Here is a 15,144-nt window from a genome sequence, read left to right as displayed (position 1 = left end):
CGTGTGACGCGTCATTCTTTTTGTTAAAAGATAAGGGTGGCAGATTATCATTCTGCCACCCTTATCTTTGTAGAGACTGACTTTTGAGTCAGCCCCTTTTGCCCGGATTAGATAAAAAAATCAATAGAGATCGGGTGAAAAAATGTGTAAAAGAAAAAGGATTAAAACCCATCATATGGAATGTAAAGTGTAGAAGTGACATCTATTCGTTTTCAGGGGAGGAAACGTCATGCGTCAGAGGGACTTACCGTATCGGTTCATCTTTATTTTAGGTTTACTTGTCATGATCGGAATTAACGGATGGTCCGCCATGCTCCATCCGGACGGAACGATTAACGGATGGCAAAGCATTGCCTCCGTTGTCTGGCTTATTGGTTTAGTCGGGTCTCTATTCTATATCAAAGAAGATAAAGCGCTTCGACTTATGGTCTGGTATATCCGGATTGGTCTCGTTGCGGCGTTATTCATTTACGGTGTTTCGTTACTTGAAGGCGCGTTTTCTGAGACGATTTGGTTTGATGGGCTTGCGAGTGTTCAGTTCATATTCTATTTCCTGTTCGTCATCCCATTGTTTGGATTAAATGCCTGGACGGATGTTCTGTTTGGTGAGTTTTCGTTATACATGAGTGTTCTGTACGGTATTGCCTTGATCACGCTTCACGTAAAAGTCTGGAATGATGCATCACGGCATTTAAATTATTGATTCAAAAAGGTGACCTTGTGTCGCCTTTTTTTGTTGTGTCGTCAACTTTTTTCTCGACTCGCCCGTCTTAATGATGTATACACAGAACGATATCGAAAAAAGGAGCCGCGGCCTATGACCTCTCGCCAAATCAGAAAACGGGAAAAAGCATTCGTCCGTTTTTTAAAGCAATACAAACCGAATCTCTACTGGTTAGCCTACAGTTATATGAAAAATGAACAGGATAGTCTGGATGTCATTCAGGACAGCATCCAAAAAGCGTTACAATCACTCGACCGACTCGAGGATGATGAACGGATGAAAGCCTGGTTCTATCAGATTTTGTCACGAACAGCGATCGATGCAATTCGGAAGCGGCAGCATAGCGTCAGTTACGATACGGATCGATTGATTGAACTCGTTGCAACGAAAGAAGATACATATCCGGATGCCGATTTGCGACAGGCGCTCGAGGAGCTCCCGATCATGTACCGGGAAGTCGTTATCTTACACTACTTCGAGGATTTGATCTTAAAAGACGTCGCGACGATTTTAGAGCTGAATCTAAGTACGACCAAGTCTCGCCTCTATAAAGGGTTGACCTTACTGAAAATGAAATTGAATGGAGATGATCTAGATGTCAAACAAACTTGATGATCTGAAACAGGCTTACCAACAACCACCGGTCCCAAAAGAACTCGATGAAATGATTGCCCGAGTCGAGCGTCGAACTCGTCCTTCGCGGACGAAGCAATCCGTGTTGATTACAGCGGCCGCCATCACGTTATTCGTCGGTGGATTAAATAGCAATACATCATTTGCGGACGCGATGGCGAAGGTGCCGGTCTTCGGTCAACTGACTGAGATCGTGACGATCGACTGGAAAGAGATGAAAACACAACAGTCGGCTGATATTAAAGCACCCCAAGTGACGTTACCGGACAAAGCGCTCGAGCAACAGCTGAATGAAAAGTATATCGCGGAAGGACAAGCGTTATATGAAAAGTTCAAACAAGAGACGCACGGACAGGAAGGAGCATTTGCCGTCGATAGCCGCTACGACGTCAAGACGGATACAGATGACTTGTTGTCGATCGGGCGAACCGTCACCGAAACACGAGCGAGTGCAGCGGAAAGTGTCCAGTACGATACGATTGATAAGAAGCAACAGCTTGTCCTGACGTTACCATCCTTGTTCAAGAATGACAGATATATCACGACGATCAGTGATTATCTAAAGGAAGAGATGCGGCGGCAAATGAAGGCAGATGAAGGGAAAGTCTACTTTGTCGAAGGAACACCAGATGTACCGGAGAGCGAACAGTTCAAGCGCATTTCCGCGAAGCAAAATTTCTATATTACAACAGACCACAAATTAGTCCTGTCGTTTGATGAATACAGCATCGCTCCAGGATATATGGGCATCGTTGAATTTAAGATCCCGACTTCAATCTTAAAAGACGACCTCGTCAGCTCATCCTATATTCGTTGATTGTCAGATTTTAAAAATCATTGACGTAAAAATGAAAAAAGGGAACAATTTCTAAAAATGACCTCTTATAATCAAAAGACGAATCGTTGTTTTTTGAAAAAAGGAGGAATCCCTATGAAAAAATGGAGTCGGCTTATACTCGCGGGTGTTGTTAGTCTCACCTTGATCCATGTTCCGGCAGCTAGTGAAGCGGCGACGAAAGCCAAAGCCTTTAAGAACTGTACGGAAATGCAGAAGACCTATAAAGGTGGCGTCGCGAAAAAAGCGGGGCTAAAGAATCGAACGGGTTATGACAAGAATGGAAAACCAATCTACAAAGCAACAAAATATAAGGCATACGTGAGTCTTGCGACGTATAACTTAAACACGAAGAGTGACCGGGATAAAGACGGTATTGCGTGTGAACGTTAAATAAGAAAAAGTAGTCTTTCTCGAGCAGGAGAAAGACTACTTTTTTGTAGATGTTCGTTGTTCCTTTCAATTATGTAATCCTTGGAAAATCCTGATGTATGGTAGTGTTATAGCGATGAAAGACGACAAAGACGTATTGAGTAGGAGGACTACGATGCGAAAACGAGATTATCTGATTTTCTTTATTCTTTTTTTCATTCTGAATCTCATTAATTTCTTAGGAACTCTAGGTATGCAGGATATTTTATCGATTGTGGTCGTCGCTCTGATCGAAGCAGCGATAGCTGGAACGATTACGAATCTGTTCACTCGCATCTTTTTTAAGAAAAGCTGAGAAGGATTGAAGTAGCACTCCAAATCAGATCGGTACATAAAAAATAACCTGACGCTGCGGCGTCAGGTTATTTTTGCTTAGTTGAAGTTTTGCTTTAGGAATGCTGTAACTTCTTCTGGTGTTTTCGCATTTGCACTATGCAAATGTGCCAGTTTTTCATTGTTTTTGAAGACGAGTAAGCTTGGGATCCCCATGACATCGTGGTTCGATGCGATTTCAGGGAACTCATCCTTGTCGATCGTATGGATTGGTAAGTGGTCGAATTGTGACTCGACGTCCGGCATGAAGTAATCCATCCGTTTACAGTCGGGGCACCAGTCTGCTTCGAACTTGATGATGACCGGTGCATCACTTGAAATCAATTCCTTGAATGTTTCTTCACTCTTAATGAATTCTGCCATTGTGAGAACTCCTCCTCTTGGTGTTGTATCTTTAGTCTACCGATTCCCTTCAGAACTTGCACGAATTATGTTCGTCAAAGAGTCTGACAAGTCAAAAAAGTTGGTTGCTCTTTAAGATAATGCTACCTATTTTCTTTAAAATAGCTACATGACGTAATCGAATTCAATTTGGTATAGGGAAACATTATTGCGTATTTGTTAATTACCTAGTTCAAAACAAAATGATTTCTCTAGACACACTCGATTTCCGACTGGTACGATGAGGTTTGCTAATCGCAGAGAAAGTGGGGCGACGAGAATGGAACAACAAAAATACGATAATCTAAAACGCGGCGAACGCGGTGCGATGATCAGTATTGCAGCCTATATCTTGTTATCATCTTTAAAATTAATCATTGGTTATACAGCAGATTCCGCCGCACTCCGGGCGGACGGTTTGAACAACGCGACGGACATCATCGCGTCGATTGCCGTCTTAATCGGCTTACGGATCTCACAACGTCCTGCAGATGACGATCACAAGTACGGACACTGGAAAAGTGAGACGATTGCCTCGCTCGTAGCTTCCTTCATCATGATGGCAGTCGGTCTTCAAGTCTTGATCGATACGATCTCGACGTTATTCGAAGGCAAGCAGGAATCGCCTGATGTTCTTGCAGCGTACGTCGGAATTAGTTCAGCTCTCGTGATGTACTTCGTCTATCGTTACAATAAGAAGTTATCCGAGGAGATTGAAAGCAAAGCCGTCATGGCGGCAGCGAAAGATAATCTATCCGATGCTTGGGTCAGTGTCGGGACGACAATCGGGATCGTCGGATCACAGTTCGGCATGCCCTGGCTTGATGTCGTGACAGCGATCATCGTCGGCTTCTTGATCTGTAAGACGGCGTGGGATATCTTCACGGAAGCGTCACACGAACTGACAGATGGCTTTGATGAGAAGAAACTGAAGATGTACGAAGATGTCATTTTCGATCTCGAAGGTGTCAAAGGCATCAAATCGATCAAAGGACGTAACTACGGCAACAATGAAGTCGTTGATGTCGTCATCCTCGTCAACTCCACCTTGAATATCCATCAAGCGCACGATATTGCGACACGTGTTGAGGATACGCTGACGGAAGAATACGGAGTTTATGATATCCATGTTCACGTCGAACCCGAATGAATTCAAAAACGTCTTTTCTACGCTGACTGTAGAAAAGACGTTTTTTATGGCAATAACTCGATATGAAGAGCTAGTGCTCCGTACTGTTGCTCGGCTTCTGGTGAATAGATCGTATACGTAGATGTTACGAGTTCATCGATCGACCAACCGACGCAGTCGATGGATTCCTGTGATACGTGTTCATACAGTGCTTGAAAATCTTGAAATGTCTCCCGTTTCGTCACCTGGACGAGTAGCGTCTCGTTCGTCTCCGTATGCGTGAACTGAATCTGATCACCGACTTGTACTTGTTGGCGTTTCAGATCATTGAGTCGAATTTCGACCGTTTTCAGCCGTTGTTCAATCGAACGAAACGGTACTTCATATAATCCCATCTCATGTCTCATCTATCTCCACTCCTTCTCTACAAAAGCATAGCAAAACTATGTGATTTTTCACATCGCCTTTTCGTTGACAACCAGGAATAATCAGCGTATTTTAATTCATATAAGTAATTGTTCCTTTTGGAACGATTTGAAATGGAACAAGGAGGCGAAACAGGATGGAGCAAACGGAAACGGTTCGTTCAACGGCGATGATGCAGTCGTTTTGGAATGTACAACGACATCTCGTTCGAGCAGCACACCAGACGGCGCAGGAAAACGGACTCAGTTTACCGCAATTTCATAGCTTGATGACGATTGCGCCACGTGGACCGATCTCGCAAAAAGCACTCGCGACACATACGCATTTACCAAAGAGCACACTGAGTCAGTCGATTGAGGGCCTCGTTCAGTCCGGTTGGGTCATTCGGGAGACGAATCCTGAAAATCGACGAGAAGTCGTCCTATCGCTTAGTGATCAGGGACAACAATTCGTGACGGAGATTCAAGAACAAGAGAAGGGGATGCAACGTCAACTCGAACAGGTTCTAGAGACGATTGATCAAAAGGTATTCGAACAGATGCTTGCGACGCATGCTCAGATTGCAGAAGGCATCGGACGTATCTTACAGCCAGAAATGAAAGGAGGATGCTCGGATGATTAAGTTACTCAAACGATTGACGGTGTATAAATGGGCAGTACTCGCGGTGCTCGTCTTGGTTTTCGCACAATCAATGTCTGATCTCTATTTGCCGACACTGATGGCAGACATCATTGATAAAGGAGTCGTCACCGGCGATACCGCCTACATTTGGAAAATTGGTGCCGTCATGCTCGGAATTACCGGCATCGGAGCGTTAGCTGCCGTTGCCGCTAGTTATTATTCGTCGAAGGCATCAATGGGACTCGGACGGGATATCCGTCGCCAAGTCTTCAACCATGTTGAACGATTTTCCCTGCAAGAGTTCGACCAAGTCGGAACGGCGTCATTGATCACGCGGACGACGAACGACATCACGCAAGTCCAACAAGTCGTCATCATGATGTTACGGATGGTCGTCAGTGCACCGATCATGTTCATCGGTGGATTGATCATGGCCGTCTCAAAAGATGCCAAACTCTCACTCGTCATCGTCGCGGCGATGCCGGTCCTTGTGATTTCAATCCTGTTGATTTTGTGGAAAGGGGTTCCGTTGTTTGGGAAAGTTCAAAAGCGACTCGACCGTCTGAACCTCGTCTTGCGGGAGAACTTGACCGGGATCCGTGTCATCCGTGGCTTTAACCGGGAACGTGATGAACAAGTGCGATTGACAAAAGCGAACGCGGATTTGACAGAAGTCTCGATCAAGGTCAATAAAATCATGGCGTTCTTGATGCCAGTGATGATGCTCGTCATGAACTTGACGGTCGTCGGTGTCATTTGGTTCGGGGGAATCCGGATCGATAATGGCGGCATGCAGATCGGGGATTTGATGGCGTTCATCCAGTACGTCATGCAAATCATGTTCGCTCTCGTCATGGCTTCAGTCATGTTCGTCATGATTCCGCGGGCAGCCGTCTCGGCGAAACGGATCAATGAAGTCCTCGAGATGACACCAACAATGACAGATGAGGGAACACAAACCGCTGACCGTGAAAAAGGAACGCTCGTCTTTGATCGTGTCACGTTCCGTTACCCAGGAGCTGAGACACCCGTTTTATCCGATATTAGTTTTACGGCACGACCAGGTGAAGTGACGGCTGTGATCGGTGGGACCGGTTCTGGTAAATCAACGCTCGTCAATTTGATTCCCCGTTTTTATGACGTAACGGAAGGGAGCATTCGCGTCAATGGCGTTAATAGCCAGGACGTACCGCAAGAGGAACTGCGGTCGAAAATCGGCTTCGTTCCCCAAAAGGCGTTACTGTTCACAGGTACGATTGCCGAAAACATTCGTTTCGGGAAAGAGGACGCGATAGATGAAGAGGTCGCGCATGCAGCGCACATCGCGCAAGCGACGGACTTTATCGAACGGATGCCGGATGGTTACAATGCGCGGATCGAACAAGGCGGATCGAACGTCTCTGGTGGGCAAAAACAACGGTTGTCGATTGCTCGGGCCCTCGTTCGTCGACCAGATCTATATGTCTTTGATGACAGTTTTTCAGCGCTCGACTTCAAGACCGATGCGGCTCTTCGGAAAGCGTTACGGGAAGAAACACGCGAAGCGACGGTCTTGATCGTTGCTCAACGTGTCAGTACCGTCATCGATGCCGATCAAATCATCGTCCTTGATGAAGGGAAAGTCGCTGGAATCGGCACGCACGACGAGTTGTTTGCGAGCAACGCCGTCTATCAGGAAATCGTTAAGTCACAACTATCAGAGGAGGAAATCGCATGAGTGAGAAGAAACGACCTGCCGGCGGTCCTCCGCCTGGTGGTCCCGGTGGCGGAAATATGATGATGCTTGGTGAAAAACCAAAGGATTTCAAAGCAACGTTCCGACGCCTGCTTCGGTATCTGCGTCCGCGTCGGACGGCACTGATCGGTGTCTTTTTAGCAGCGATCCTCAGTACAGTCTTCATGATTGCCGGTCCGAAAATCATGGGAACGGCGATCACGGAATTGTTTGAAGGTGCGTATGCGAAATTCCAAGGTGTACCAGGAGCAGAAATTGATTTCACGAAAATCGGACAGATCCTCTTGTGGCTCGCTGGACTGTATATCATCAGTAGTCTGTTCAATTACTTGCAACAGTATTTGATGTCGGGCATCGCTCAAAAAACAGTCTACGATTTACGTGAGGACGTCAATCATAAACTCGAACGCTTGCCATTAAAATACTATGATGGTCGTCCGAACGGGGAGACACTAAGCCGTGTGACGAACGACATCGATACGATCGGGAGTACGTTACAACAAAGTGTGACTTCATTCATCACGTCGATCGTGACAATCGTCGGGATTTTAATCATGATGCTGACGATTAGTCCATTGTTAACACTGATTTCACTTGTCTCGTTGCCGGTCTCGATTTTTGCGATTCGTCCGATTTTGAAACGATCCCAAAAATACTTTGCCGATCAACAACGGACACTCGGTCAGTTGAACGGACACGTCGAAGAGATGTATACCGGACACTCTGTCGTCAAGGCGTTCGGACATGAACGCAAAGCGGTCGAGCAGTTCGATGCCGTCAACGAGGAGTTGTATGAAGCAGGACGTAAAGCACAGTTCATCTCCGGGATCATCATGCCGATGATGATGTTCATCGGGAATATCAGTTACGTTCTGATCAGTATCGTCGGCGGGATTCTCGTCACGCAACGGGCGATCTCGATCGGGGATATCCAAGCGTTCATCACCTATACACGCCAGTTCACGCAACCAATCACACAAACGGCGAACATCGCGAACATCGTCCAATCGACGGTCGCAGCAGCGGAACGTGTCTTCGAATTACTGGACGAAGAAGAAGAGATCAAGGAAGTGACGACGCATCGTCTTGCGCAGGCTGAAGGAGCCGTTGCATTCGAACACGTTGATTTTGGTTACGGAAACGATCTCTTGATCGAGGATATGAACATTGATGTCGCACCGGGACAAACCGTCGCGATCGTTGGACCGACGGGTGCCGGTAAGACGACGATGATCAATCTATTGATGCGCTTTTATGAATTAAACGGCGGGACGATTCGAATTGACGGTATCGATACCCGTGAGATGTCACGCGAAGACTTACGGACGACGTTCGGTATGGTCTTACAAGATACGTGGCTCTTCAACGGTACGATCCGAGACAATCTTGCTTACGGTAAAAATGGAGCAACCGAAGAAGAGATTGTCGCGGCAGCGAAGACCGCACATGCTGATCATTTCATCCGGACATTGCCGGACGGGTATGATACCGTCTTGAATGAGGAAGCTTCGAACATCTCGCAAGGTCAGAAACAATTGTTGACGATTGCTCGGGCAGTTCTTGCCGATCCTCCGATCATGATCCTTGATGAAGCGACTTCTAGTGTGGATACACGGACGGAGGTCTTCATCCAGCAAGCAATGCGACGGTTGATGGAAGGACGGACGAGTTTCGTCATTGCTCACCGTCTGTCGACGATCAAAGATGCTGATTTGATTCTCGTCATGAATCAAGGGCGTGTCATCGAACAAGGTACTCATAAGGAATTACTCGAGGCAGATGGATTTTATGCGGATCTGTACAACAGCCAATTCTCTGAAAAAGAAGTCGTATGATATAAGGCAGTGTCGTCATGTAGACGATGCTGCTTTTTTTTAGAAACGATTATTGTAAATGTGTATTTTCACATACCGTAGTTATCCAATTTCTTGTAGGAAAAACAAGAAACGCCACATTCTGGTACAGGTAAGGGTTTAACAAATCCTTTAGCTGGGGAAATTAAAGAAGTGTTAGAAATATATAATTTTATCTTAGGTGAAGGAGTGTGAAAAGATGAATAACATTTGGAACGGAACGTCGTTGAACTTGAACGGCATTCTCGGATCACTCGGCAACTTGCTTGGAGCGATCATCGTCTTTTTAATTGGATGGCTCATTGCTAAGCTGATTGCGAACGGGATTCAAAAAGCGTTAGAGAAATCTGGAGTCGTCAACAAGTTATCGCCTCAAAAAGAAGGAGCGCCACCAAAGAAGAAAAAGTGGACACCTGAAAAAATTATCGGGACTGTCGTCTTTTGGGTTCTCATGGTCTTCGTCCTAATCTTGGTCTTCAATATCCTTAATCTGAACATCATTGCGGGACCACTTGCGGATACGATGAGTACATTGCTCGCGGCAATCCCAAATATCCTGAAAGCAGCCCTCATCCTCCTCTTGGCATATGTCATCGCGGTCGTTCTCCGCATGATCATCGTCAAAGCAGGTACGAAGCTGATGGCGAACGACAAAGTACGTTCGAACAAGATGCTTCAAGGTCAGACAGATCTTTCAGCTTATCCAAAAATCGCAGGGGAGATCGTCTTCTACCTCGTCTTGCTTCTGTTCCTACCAGGTGTACTTGGTGCGTTGAACATTGAGAGTGTCTCACAACCGTTTAGCCAATTGTTATCGTCATTCCTTGGATTCATTCCACGCTTGATTGCTGCGGCAGCCATCTTCTTCGTTGGCTTCCTCGTAGCGAAAATCGTCCGCGATATCGTGACGAATTTCCTTCATGCTGTTGGAACGGATAAATTTGCATCTCGCTTCAATCTTGGGTCAAATGATCAAAAAGATTCGAAATCACTGTCGTCGATTCTTGGAACAGTCGTCTTCATCTTGATTCTGATTCCAATCACGATTTCAGCACTTGATCAATTAAATATTAAAGGAATTACAGGACCAGCGATCAACATGTTGAACGATGTCCTAGGTATGATTCCGAATATCATTGTCGGTGTCGTTCTGATTCTTGTCGGTCTTTATGTCGGACGTTTCATCAAGAAATTCGTTACGGATCTCCTGTCACGTCTTGGATTCAACAATCTAACACGTCACTTGAAAATCGGGACGTGGGATGCGAATCAAGCGTCTACATCACCAGCTTCCATCGTTGGTGCACTCGTTGAGATCGTCATCGTCGTTCTCTTCGTCGTCGAAGCCTTCAATTTGATTGGTCTTGATTTCATGGTCGACCTCGGTCGTGCCGTCCTTGCTTTCTTGCCAAGCGTCTTGACAGCGATCATCATTCTCGCGATCGGTATCATCGTCAGCAACCTTGTCAAACGTACGATGGACAGCCTGTTCGGTAACTCTGAACTGAAAGTCCTCTCAATCGTTGCGAAGTATGCGATTCTTGCACTTGCTGTCTTCATGGCACTTGATCAATTGGGTGTTGCGGATACAATCGTCAACTCAGCCTTCATCTTGATCCTTGGAGCACTTGCGCTTGCTTTCGGTCTTGCCTTTGGTCTCGGTGGACGTGATAATGCATCGCGTTACCTCGATCGTTTGCAAAAGAAAGCAGAGAACACGGAAGTCGATACATCGAATCTTCCAAGTAAGTCTGCATCGACTTCTTCTTCACCAAGTTTGAAAGATGCAGCAAAAGGTGCTGCGTCACAAGCAGCGGATGATGTCACACCAGATCGTGCACCACGTTCAGCGCGTTCATCTTCAACAGATGAAACGACACATGGTACACCAAAAGGTGCGTTGCCAGAAAATGATTTAGCACAACAAGATGATTATCCGATTGACCCAAATGATCATAAAGGGCCAAACCTCGATCATCCTAACAATCGTCCAAACCTCGATCACCCTAATGATCGTCCGTAATGAGAGTACGCCCTTTCCTCTAACTTTAGGGGAAAGGGCGTTTTTGCGTTGATGCATCAAAGCGTTGTCGTATTTTCACAAAAGTGGTTTGACCACTTTGTGAAAAAATACAGAAAAAAAGACTTATCGAACCTGACATCGTTTGTTATGATTAGAAAGTCAATTACCTCAATGATTTGAATATTCAGAAAAAAGAGAAAAGTTCGGAGGATGAAACATGAGTTTGCTTCGCAAGAAAGATGTCAGTGTAATGATGGATATGAAACAACATTCCAAACTGGCACGTCATTTATCAGGGTTTGACCTTATTTTACTTGGAATCGGTGCCATCATCGGAACCGGAATTTTCGTTCTAACAGGAACGGGTGCTCTTTATGCTGGACCAGCTTTACCGATCTCATTCATTATTTCTGCAGTCGTCTGTGCACTCGCAGCCCTTTGTTATGCTGAATTCTCGTCGATGATTCCTGTTTCAGGTAGTGTATATACGTATACATACGCAACGATCGGGGAACTTGTCGCCTGGATCATCGGGTGGTGTTTGATCTTAGAATATGGACTCGCTTCAAGTGCCGTTGCAACTGGCTGGTCAGGATATTTCCAGTCGCTCTTAGCAGGTTTCGGCGTCCATTTACCGACGGCTTTAACAGCTGCACCAGGAGCTGTACCGGGAAGCGAGACATTCTTTAACTTACCGGCATTCTTGATTTTAATGGTCATCACGCTCTTGCTTTCGCTTGGCATTAAAGAAACAAAACGCGTCAACAATGTCATGGTACTCGTCAAAGTTGCCGTCGTTGTTCTTTTCATCGTCGTCGGGATTTGGTATGTCGAACCAGGCAACTATAAACCATTTGCTCCGTTTGGTATGAGTGGGATCTTACAAGCTTCGGCGATTGCCTTCTTTGCGTACCTTGGGTTCGATGCGGTTACATCAGCGGCAGAAGAAGTCAAAAACCCAGGACGTAACTTACCAATCGGAATCTTGGGATCGCTTGCGATCGTTACCGTTCTATACGTCGTCGTTTCGGCTATCATGGTCGGAATCGTTCCATTCAAACAGTTCGAGGGTGTCGATAGTCCCGTATCGCTTGCGTTAAAAGTCGCAGGTCAAGACTGGGTTGCTGGATTTGTTGACTTGGGTGCCATCGTTGGTATGACGACGGTCATCCTCGTTATGACATTTGGTCTTATTCGTCTCTTGTTCGCGATGAGCCGTGACGGACTTTTACCGAAAGTCTTCTCGGATGTTAATGAAAAATCACACACACCGGTCAAAGCGACATGGATTCTCGGAACAATCGCTGGTTTGATTGCTGGATTCGTGCCACTCGGTACACTTGCTGAATTGATCAACATCGGAACACTAGCAGCATTCGCGCTCATCTCAATCGCAGTCATCATTCTGCGCCGGACGCGTCCTGATTTGAAGCGTGCCTTTAAAGTTCCGTTCGTACCAGTCTTACCGATTCTATCAGTCCTCGCTTGTATCATGTTGATGGTCAACTTACAGAAATTCACATGGATTGCCTTCTTCGTTTGGACAGCAATCGGACTGCTTGTTTACTTTGGTTACGGACGTAGCCGTTCTAAAATTCAATAAGTAGGGCACCCTTGGCGACAAGGGTGTTTTTGTGTGCAGGAAATCGTAAGAAAGATAGCGAAACTGCTCAGTGGAAAAGGAGGTTTTTCGATGATTCATATTCAACGCGCGCCTGACTTAAAAACAGCATATCAAACGATGCAGGATGGATTTCAAGATTATCTGATTCCGCTGCACTTATCAGAAGCAGAGTTTCAGAAGCGAATTCTCGAGCGAGACGGAAACCAGTTGGAACATTCGTTTATTGCCTATCATGGAGAAAAACCGGTTGGTCTTTGGCTGAACGGTTGGAAGGAAATCGATGGTCAACGCATCATGCGATGTGGAGGGCTGGGCATTTCACCGCAGTATCGACGACTTGGTATTGCAAAAGCCTTGTACCAAGCGCAACTGAGCCACGCTAAGGAAATCGGAATGGATGAACTGATGCTTGAAGTCATTCAAGGGAACGATCCGGCGATTCGATTGTATCAATCACTTCACTACAAGATTGTTGGAGAAATTGGATATTTTCATTTAACCGATGAACATCAAAAATCCGCTTTGCCAGCGATCGAAGAAACAGAGTTCTTAAAACAGTATCGTGGACAAGGAGAATACATCTGGCAACAAGATCCACATGTCATGCAACGCTTGCAGGCAAATTATTATCAACTCGAGGAAAGTGTCGTCGCTGTAGCGGAGGCTGCTTTATTATCGGTCGTCGGTCCAGCAGAACATAAAGCAAGGCATGCGACAGAAATCGTCCGCCATTTACCGGGAACGACCTATCATTATCAATCGACAGATGTACAAGTGTGGGAAGCATTACGTGCTGAAGGATGGATACAACGGGATTTGAAGCAATACATCATGCGTCAGTCACTAAAATAAGAAGGGAATGATTTTAAATACAAAAACCCTTAAATTTTTATGTATGCTACTTTAAGATACAAAAATATAAGGGTTTTATTTACTTAGGTAAGTGTCACTTTACAAAGTAATTCGTCTTAGAGCTATAGGCGTTCCATTCTTGAACTCCTTTTTTATATGTTTTGCTATTAAAACTTGAGGATAAGAATGAGTGTTCTTTGCCTTTTACCCATTTTCCTTTAGATAATTTTTTATCTTGGAACAAAAAGCCGACTTTGTCTCCAGCATTCGAGTAGATTGGAACTTGTAACAAGTCACTTTTCATCTTAGGTCGCATACCGTAAGACATGAATGTTCCTGGATGACGAATTAATTTTCCGTTTTGAATCGAGAATGTAGTTAAACTCATGTAAGAAGGTGTTTCTCGGAAAGAAAGTGAAAAGACAGTCGGATTACCGGATACATTTTTCAATTTCCCGCTCGTACGAAAATCGTGAGTAGCAATCACATACGGAAAATCCTTCGAGAATGTATAGTGGTAAGCTGTCGACTTGTTATTTACGTACAGAGAAAACTTCCCAGTGCATAACGAATCCTTTCCTTTCACCCACCAAAAGTCGTCTACTGTCGCTTTTCGGCAGGATGCTGCTTTAGATTGAACAGATACAGTATACTTTTTGTTTTTTGCATCGACAATCGTATACGTCTGTTTGACAGATTTAGGAGCAGCAGCTTCTGTCGATGAGATTAATGAAAGACTGAGGAGTATGGACATTCCAGCAATTACAAGTGGTTTCATCTGAAAGCTCCTTTCTAAAAATGAATTTATTCCATTTTATAACAAATGAAAAAACGCCGCTATCCTTTAACGGCGTTTTTTGTAGTCTTCAATCATTCGAGCGTGAGAACCGACCAAATGATCGGGTAAGTCGTCTAGCGAAACGAACTGAAGTTTGATGCTTTCGTCACTTTGCTTTAACGTTCCGATCGGATGTTCACCGATATAGGCGAGAGTGACGCTTTGAAAGACGTCTCCGTTCGCTAAGGTCGTCACGTATTGCGGACCGGAGTAGACATCGAGTAACGTCAATCGTTCGACTTCCAGTCCAGTCTCTTCGAGGAGTTCCCGACGAGCGGTCTCTTCCGGTGATTCCGCCCATTCCATTAATCCACCTGGCAAACCGAAGCGAGCTTGTGCTTCGTTCCGTTGTTCCAGCAGAATGTGTTCATGTTGCACGACGAGGACAACGGAACCGACGAGAATGACCGGATCGTGACCGATTTTTCGACGTAACTGTTCGACATAATTCATTTCAATACTCCTTGGTGAAACGGACAACCCGTCACAGGCGCTGTCTGTGTTGGTTTTGGAAAGAAGTTCGGTCGTTTGATTTCTGGGTCGTAATCTTTATGGAACATATGCGTCGTTGCACCACTCATCGGTGGTACGAGCCAGGACCATTCCCCGGTGACATCACGACCGCATGCCGCTTCATTTTTTTCGAAACGAGCGAACTGTTTCGCAGCGGTATGGTGATCGACGATCGTAACACCAGCGCGTTC

General features: G+C 45.5%; 16 protein-coding genes. 11 read left to right on the top strand and 5 right to left on the bottom strand.

What is annotated here, in order from left to right; all coding sequences use genetic code 11:
- Nucleotides 1–229: 229 nt before the first annotated feature.
- The 4 genes from B2751_RS09715 to B2751_RS09700 all read left to right on the top strand — a co-directional run bounded on the left by B2751_RS09715 (nucleotide 230) and on the right by B2751_RS09700 (nucleotide 2,585).
- Nucleotides 230–703 carry a hypothetical protein gene (locus B2751_RS09715; protein WP_290774492.1) on the top strand — a complete coding sequence of 158 codons (474 nt, stop codon included), beginning with the start codon at nucleotides 230–232 and terminating at the stop codon, nucleotides 701–703.
- Between the two features lie 114 nt (nucleotides 704–817).
- The gene (locus B2751_RS09710; protein ID WP_290774490.1) at nucleotides 818–1,336 is read left to right on the top strand and encodes an RNA polymerase sigma factor; all 519 of its coding nucleotides are present in this window, start codon (nucleotides 818–820) and stop codon (nucleotides 1,334–1,336) included.
- The gene (locus tag B2751_RS09705; protein WP_290774489.1) at nucleotides 1,320–2,174 is read left to right on the top strand and encodes a DUF3298 and DUF4163 domain-containing protein; all 855 of its coding nucleotides are present in this window, start codon (nucleotides 1,320–1,322) and stop codon (nucleotides 2,172–2,174) included. Before B2751_RS09710 ends, B2751_RS09705 begins: the two co-directional genes overlap by 17 nt.
- A 114-nt stretch (nucleotides 2,175–2,288) precedes the next feature.
- Nucleotides 2,289–2,585, top strand: a complete 297-nt coding sequence (locus tag B2751_RS09700) for an excalibur calcium-binding domain-containing protein (RefSeq protein WP_290774488.1) — start codon at nucleotides 2,289–2,291, stop codon at nucleotides 2,583–2,585.
- Nucleotides 2,586–2,996: 411 nt separating this feature from the next.
- Here the strand turns inward: B2751_RS09700 and B2751_RS09695 are convergent, their stop codons facing one another.
- Entirely contained in the window at nucleotides 2,997–3,320 is a 324-nt protein-coding gene (locus B2751_RS09695) for a thioredoxin family protein (RefSeq protein ID WP_023466923.1), read from the bottom strand.
- 298 nt (nucleotides 3,321–3,618) lie between these two features.
- Between B2751_RS09695 and B2751_RS09690 the strand changes: the two genes are divergently transcribed.
- Nucleotides 3,619–4,488: a cation diffusion facilitator family transporter gene (locus B2751_RS09690; RefSeq protein WP_035411174.1), complete on the top strand. Its 870-nt coding sequence runs from the start codon at nucleotides 3,619–3,621 to the stop codon at nucleotides 4,486–4,488.
- A gap of 44 nt (nucleotides 4,489–4,532) precedes the next feature.
- On the opposite strand, the gene B2751_RS09685 is transcribed toward B2751_RS09690, so the two are convergent.
- A complete protein-coding gene (locus B2751_RS09685; protein ID WP_035411172.1) occupies nucleotides 4,533–4,874 on the bottom strand; it encodes an ASCH domain-containing protein in 342 nt (113 codons plus the stop codon).
- A gap of 155 nt (nucleotides 4,875–5,029) precedes the next feature.
- On the opposite strand from B2751_RS09685, the gene B2751_RS09680 reads away from it, so the two are divergent.
- The 6 genes from B2751_RS09680 (at nucleotide 5,030) to B2751_RS09655 (ending at nucleotide 13,602) form a co-directional block, all read left to right on the top strand.
- The gene (locus tag B2751_RS09680; protein WP_290774484.1) at nucleotides 5,030–5,515 is read left to right on the top strand and encodes a MarR family winged helix-turn-helix transcriptional regulator; all 486 of its coding nucleotides are present in this window, start codon (nucleotides 5,030–5,032) and stop codon (nucleotides 5,513–5,515) included.
- A complete protein-coding gene (locus tag B2751_RS09675) occupies nucleotides 5,508–7,232 on the top strand; it encodes an ABC transporter ATP-binding protein (RefSeq protein WP_290774482.1) in 1,725 nt (574 codons plus the stop codon). Before B2751_RS09680 ends, B2751_RS09675 begins: the two co-directional genes overlap by 8 nt.
- On the top strand, nucleotides 7,229–9,085 hold the full coding sequence (locus B2751_RS09670) for an ABC transporter ATP-binding protein (RefSeq protein WP_035411164.1): 1,857 nt from the start codon (nucleotides 7,229–7,231) through the stop codon (nucleotides 9,083–9,085). Before B2751_RS09675 ends, B2751_RS09670 begins: the two co-directional genes overlap by 4 nt.
- 217 nt (nucleotides 9,086–9,302) lie before the next feature.
- Nucleotides 9,303–11,126 (top strand): mechanosensitive ion channel, encoded by a 1,824-nt coding sequence (locus B2751_RS09665; RefSeq protein WP_035411161.1) that lies wholly within the window; start codon nucleotides 9,303–9,305, stop codon nucleotides 11,124–11,126.
- Between the two features lie 217 nt (nucleotides 11,127–11,343).
- Entirely contained in the window at nucleotides 11,344–12,729 is a 1,386-nt protein-coding gene (locus B2751_RS09660; RefSeq protein WP_035411158.1) for an amino acid permease, read from the top strand.
- Between the two features lie 90 nt (nucleotides 12,730–12,819).
- A complete protein-coding gene (locus B2751_RS09655) occupies nucleotides 12,820–13,602 on the top strand; it encodes a GNAT family N-acetyltransferase (protein ID WP_290774478.1) in 783 nt (260 codons plus the stop codon).
- 94 nt (nucleotides 13,603–13,696) lie between these two features.
- Here B2751_RS09655 and B2751_RS09650 read toward each other — a convergent pair whose 3' ends face one another.
- The 3 genes from B2751_RS09650 to B2751_RS09640 all read right to left on the bottom strand — a co-directional run.
- The gene (locus tag B2751_RS09650; protein WP_290774476.1) at nucleotides 13,697–14,380 is read right to left on the bottom strand and encodes a hypothetical protein; all 684 of its coding nucleotides are present in this window, start codon (nucleotides 14,378–14,380) and stop codon (nucleotides 13,697–13,699) included.
- A gap of 66 nt (nucleotides 14,381–14,446) precedes the next feature.
- Nucleotides 14,447–14,893, bottom strand: coding sequence for an NUDIX hydrolase (locus tag B2751_RS09645; RefSeq protein WP_035411156.1), 447 nt, complete (start codon nucleotides 14,891–14,893; stop codon nucleotides 14,447–14,449).
- Nucleotides 14,890–15,144 (bottom strand): nitric oxide synthase oxygenase (locus tag B2751_RS09640; protein ID WP_290774474.1); only part of this gene is annotated, 255 nt, incomplete at its 5' end. The genes B2751_RS09640 and B2751_RS09645, both read right to left, overlap by 4 nt.

It is taken from the genome of Exiguobacterium sp. UBA6282 (assembly GCF_002440475.1).
In the GTDB taxonomy this organism is placed as follows: Bacteria; Bacillota; Bacilli; order Exiguobacteriales; family Exiguobacteriaceae; genus Exiguobacterium_A.
Note: the sequence above shows the minus strand (reverse complement) of the source record. Positions and strands in the feature narration are given on the sequence as shown.